Origin of the sequence: Xenorhabdus yunnanensis (genome assembly GCF_028598805.1) — a bacterium.
Classification (GTDB): domain Bacteria; phylum Pseudomonadota; class Gammaproteobacteria; order Enterobacterales; family Enterobacteriaceae; genus Xenorhabdus; species Xenorhabdus yunnanensis.
This window is the reverse complement of record NZ_JAQRFI010000118.1, coordinates 1-2,998: the sequence shown is the minus strand read 5'-3', so window position 1 is coordinate 2,998 and position 2,998 is coordinate 1. Positions and strand designations below refer to the sequence as shown.

At 50.5% G+C, this 2,998-nt stretch carries 4 protein-coding genes; 3 read left to right on the top strand and 1 reads right to left on the bottom strand.

What is annotated here, in order from left to right; translation table 11 throughout:
* The first annotated feature begins 54 nt into the window (after positions 1-54).
* The 3 genes from PSI23_RS20805 (at position 55) to PSI23_RS20795 (ending at position 2,539) form a co-directional block, all read left to right on the top strand.
* Positions 55-753 (top strand): hypothetical protein, encoded by a 699-nt coding sequence (locus PSI23_RS20805; RefSeq protein WP_273556861.1) that lies wholly within the window; start codon positions 55-57, stop codon positions 751-753.
* Positions 754-892: 139 nt separating this feature from the next.
* Positions 893-2,110: an RHS repeat domain-containing protein gene (locus PSI23_RS20800; RefSeq protein ID WP_507232777.1), complete on the top strand. Its 1,218-nt coding sequence runs from the start codon at positions 893-895 to the stop codon at positions 2,108-2,110.
* A 15-nt stretch (positions 2,111-2,125) separates the two neighbouring features.
* Positions 2,126-2,539, top strand: coding sequence for a hypothetical protein (locus PSI23_RS20795; RefSeq protein ID WP_273556859.1), 414 nt, complete (start codon positions 2,126-2,128; stop codon positions 2,537-2,539).
* Positions 2,540-2,634: 95 nt separating this feature from the next.
* Here PSI23_RS20795 and PSI23_RS20790 read toward each other — a convergent pair whose 3' ends face one another.
* Complete coding sequence (locus PSI23_RS20790) at positions 2,635-2,955, bottom strand: SymE family type I addiction module toxin (RefSeq protein ID WP_273556862.1); 321 nt, start codon at positions 2,953-2,955, stop codon at positions 2,635-2,637.
* Positions 2,956-2,998 lie beyond the last annotated feature (43 nt).

Sequence of the window (2,998 nt, the reverse complement as noted above, 5' to 3'; positions counted from 1 at the left end):
GGACAGCCCGCCCGTCCCCGTTGAGTTCGCTAAGGTTCGGTGCGGGGGCAGATCGTGGCCGGACTGCCCGGAGGCCAAGGTGTTAGCGGGGGTACGTGGGCAATGGGCGGCCTGAGCCTCAGCGTCCCCGTTCAGTCAGTGCAGGCCGCCCAAAGCCCACTCAACATAATGCAGGGAGATTATGCGCCACTCACCGGGCAGCATCCGCACCGAATGTCATACCGCCAAGCGGTTCGCAGCGCACAATCTGCATTATGTCTGGCGCCCCCGCTTATCAACATCGCAAAGGTGCCGCCGCACAAGGCTGGTGCCTTATGCTGTCAGCTACTGAGCCAATCCCTGCCAAAAACCCGCACCAGACCGAAATACTGTGCCCCATTCGGCTCACATCCCTTCTGCTTTAGCCGCCGTACATGGCTTAAGCCAACAACCCTGCAGGCAGGTCGGCCTGCGGCCTCCGCTTTTACCTCCCCCGCCCCAACCCCGCTGCATTGTCTGCGCGCGGCTCGCAGTCGCTTCGCTCCTTGCTCGTTGCCGTGCTCGCCATCTTCGCCCCGTGCAGCCCCCGCAGGGGGCTTCCCTTGTAAACACGGTACGGTCATACAAAGCCGTGCCCAATCTGAAACGCCAGTGACCCAGAGCGTCGCAGGGCGCCGCTTGCAGGCTCTGTGCCGCCCGCACCCGCAGAACGGCCGCCCGCCGCCCAAGCAAGTAGGGCAGCGTTCGGCCGTTACCGACGGTGAAAAATCCTGAAAAGGCACCTCGGCGTTTTGGGTTCGCAAAAGTTAGCCGAACAGGTAAAAACGGTACTTTAATAGCATGATATGGAAAGGAAAAATGACGTAAAAAAGTATGACCGCACCCGAACCCGTCTGAGGACGGCCTCAATGAGATAGACGGGGAACGGCTGTACCAGAAAGGCCACCGCTTACGGCAGCTTGGGCAGCACCTGTTTGAATATGATGATGCGGGGCGGATGACCGCGATGCAGTTGTGGGAAGACGGTCACCGTCCACAACTGACCAAGTTTCGCTGGAACAGCCAGAACCAGCTTATTGGGGTACAAACCCCGGGCGGCCAGCAGTGGGCCTATCGTTATGATGCCTTCGGCCGGCGCACGGAAAAAGTGTGTGAGCGGGCGGGAATGCGTACCACCTATCTGTGGGATGGCGATGTTCCGGCGGAAATTCGCGAGTACCGGCACAACCGCTTGTACAGTATCCGCCATCTGGTGTTCGACGGCTGGCAGTTGCTGGCCCAGCAGGTGCAGTTCTTTACCCTGAACCCGGAAAACCGGCATGAACTTATCGCCGGAAACATTCAGACACAGTACGCGGTCTGTGCGCCAACGGGCGAACCACTGGCGTTGTTTGATGAAGCCGGGCACCGGGTCTGGCGGCAACCGCCGCAAAGCCTGTACGGGCTGCGTCTGGGTGTGCCGGGTGAAAATGCGGAACTGAATCCGGGGATTCAGTTTGCCGGGCAGTGGCTGGATGAAGAGAGTGGTCTCGTCTACAATCGGTTCCGGTATTATTCGCCGGTGGCCGGGCAGTATCTGACGCCTGACCCGTTGGGACTTCTGGGTGGTGAAAATTCCTATGCTTACGTTAAGAATCCAACTGGATGGGTAGACCCACATGGATTGGCTGGATGCAGTGCATATTTGAGAGGTTGGGGAAGGGGCAAAAAAGGCTTTGAAAATTTCTGGGATAATTCAACTAAAGAACAATTTATGAAGGCTTGGGATAATCCTAAATTTAGAGATAACATAAAGGATCGTCTCCGCAAAAATGGTGGCTCTAAGGATGGAGGATTCCATGAATGGTTGCCAGTATCCAGAGCTGATAAATTCAAGGAGATGGGAGTAACATTTAATGAATATATGAAATGGAGAACTCCTACAGGTAAAGTTAAATTTTTGGATGATAATGGCGTCATGGGAACGCATACACTCCCTCATTCCGGTGGTGTTTCATCTCAATCTTCATTAGCTCACCGCGAATTGATAGCAATGGCTGATAACGCAAAAGATATCAATGGATACTTAAGTGCTGTAAGGAAATGGTCTAGTAAGAGACTTCCTTTTGGCCCACTGGATTTGCCTTTTTAACTAGGTGCACTGACTATGAAAGAGCAATATGCTGTTTGGTGTTCAACTTCAACAGACTATACATCCATTTTAAATAGTTTTGTTAATACAGATAAAAGCTGCAAATTTGAGCGTGATTTTAAGTTGGAAAATAGTTTCATAGATTATGATCATGCAGTTGTTATTTGGTATGGAAAAGAACAAGGTGAATTAGGCGAAATATCTAGAGAAGAGAATCCTATTTTAGATTCAGGTTTTGATTTTATAACTCAACCAGTTGCAATAAAATTGAAAGAAAACAAGATAGATAAAATAAGTTATCTTTTTGCCATTCCTGATTTTGAATATGATTTAGATATAAAAAACAATGATCTGTTTTTCTTTGTCGGCAATATAGAGTGTGAGAAGAAAAACAGTAGTTGGCTAGATGAAATATTAAATGGTATGTAGCACATAAACTGTTTACATATTATAAGCCAAAATTATTTGGCTTGGTCATTTGAAAAAGCCGGAAAGATCCCTGTGATCTCCCGGCTTTATTATCATTATCCTGCCTGATAATCCCCAATCAGCTCCCGCACCCGCAGCTTAATTTCGCTGAGCTGGTCTTGCTGGCGCTGGTACTGTTGCTTAATGGTGCGGGTGTCGTCGCTGTCAGGAATGAGCACCAAACAGCCGTCCATAATCTTGACGGTGAGTGTACAGCCCTTATCAAACCCGGCTGCCTTAAGCCACTGGCCTTTAAGATGAATGGCAGGTGGTGCCGCTTCTTTGTCATTTTGCGGCACGTATCCCACGGTGTAATAACGTTCTGTTTTGGCGGCTTTATTTACCGCCCGGTTTTGCTTAGAATGCGCCTTAGCCATAGTCACTACTCCTAATAGTTGGTTATGGTCAGCGGGGTTAAGG

Bases quoted from the DNA above. Each gene is read 5' to 3' on its own strand.
- PSI23_RS20795 (WP_273556859.1), top strand. From the start codon at position 2,126: ATGAAAGAGCAATATGCTGTTTGGTGTTCAACTTCAACAGACTATACA.
- PSI23_RS20790 (WP_273556862.1), bottom strand. From the start codon at position 2,955: ATGGCTAAGGCGCATTCTAAGCAAAACCGGGCGGTAAATAAAGCCGCC.